Raw genomic sequence first — 1,023 nt, 5'->3', positions numbered from 1 at the left:
CGGGCATCGAAGCGATACTGGATGGCGACATCTGGACCCCCGCCGATATGGACTTGGCCAATGCAACGATGGGGCAAGTGATCCAGATCGACGAAGCCCGGATCAAAGATCATCTGGGCGAGATGGTCCGGGGGACGGTCGAGGAAGCGTTGAATGCGATGTTGGACGCAGAAGCGGATCGGCTCTGCGGTGCTGGTCGCTATGAGCGCACCGAAGGCCGCCGCGACACTCGGGCGGGCAGTTATGAGCGCTCGCTCGATACCAAGGCCGGGCCTGTGAAGCTGAAGATGCCGAAGCTGCGGCGGCAGACCTTCGAGACGGCGATCATCGAGCGCTATCAGCGACGGGAAAGCAGCGTTGAGGAGGCCTTGATCGAGATGTATCTGGCGGGCGTCTCCGTACGCCGTGTCGAGGACATTACTGAGGCGCTTTGGGGCACTCGTGTCAGTCCGGGCACAGTCTCCAACCTCAACAAGAAGATTTACGCCAAGATCGACGAATGGCGTCATCGCAGGATCGAAGGCGATCACCCCTATGTCTTCCTGGACGGGATCGTCATGAAGCGGACGTGGGCGGGTGAGGTGCGCAACGTCTCACTTCTGGTGGCGATTGGCGTGACCGCGGACGGTTATCGCGAGATCCTGGGTATCGTCGAAGGTCCCAAGGAAGACAAGGCGGGCTGGTCAACCTTTCTGCGCCACTTGGCCGACAGAGGGCTCTGCGGCGTGCAATTGATCGTGTCGGATGCTTGTCGTGGCCTCGTCGAGAGCGCCGCCGAGCATTTTCCGGACGCGCAGTGGCAACGCTGTGTCGTGCATTTCTATCGTAACGTCTTCAGCCTGGTACCGGCAGGCAAGGTTCGTGATATCGCCAGGATGTTGAAAGCCATCCACGCTCAGGAAAGCCGCCAGGCCGCCACAGAGAAGATGATGGCGGTCATTGCAGAACTCCGTGCAATGCGGCTCGCCAAAGCGGCCGATCTTCTGGAAGAGCACGGCGAAGAAACGCTGACCTACTACGGCT

General features: G+C 60.3%; 1 protein-coding gene. It reads left to right on the top strand.

Annotated features, from left to right (window positions below):
• Positions 1–47 precede the first annotated feature (47 nt).
• Positions 48–1,023 (top strand): IS256 family transposase (locus tag JJ917_17800; GenBank protein MBO6700684.1); only part of this gene is annotated, 976 nt, incomplete at its 3' end.

Source organism: Hyphomicrobiales bacterium (genome assembly GCA_017642935.1).
Taxonomy (GTDB): Bacteria; Pseudomonadota; Alphaproteobacteria; order Rhizobiales; family MH13; genus MH13.
Note: the sequence above shows the minus strand (reverse complement) of the source record. Positions and strands in the feature narration are given on the sequence as shown.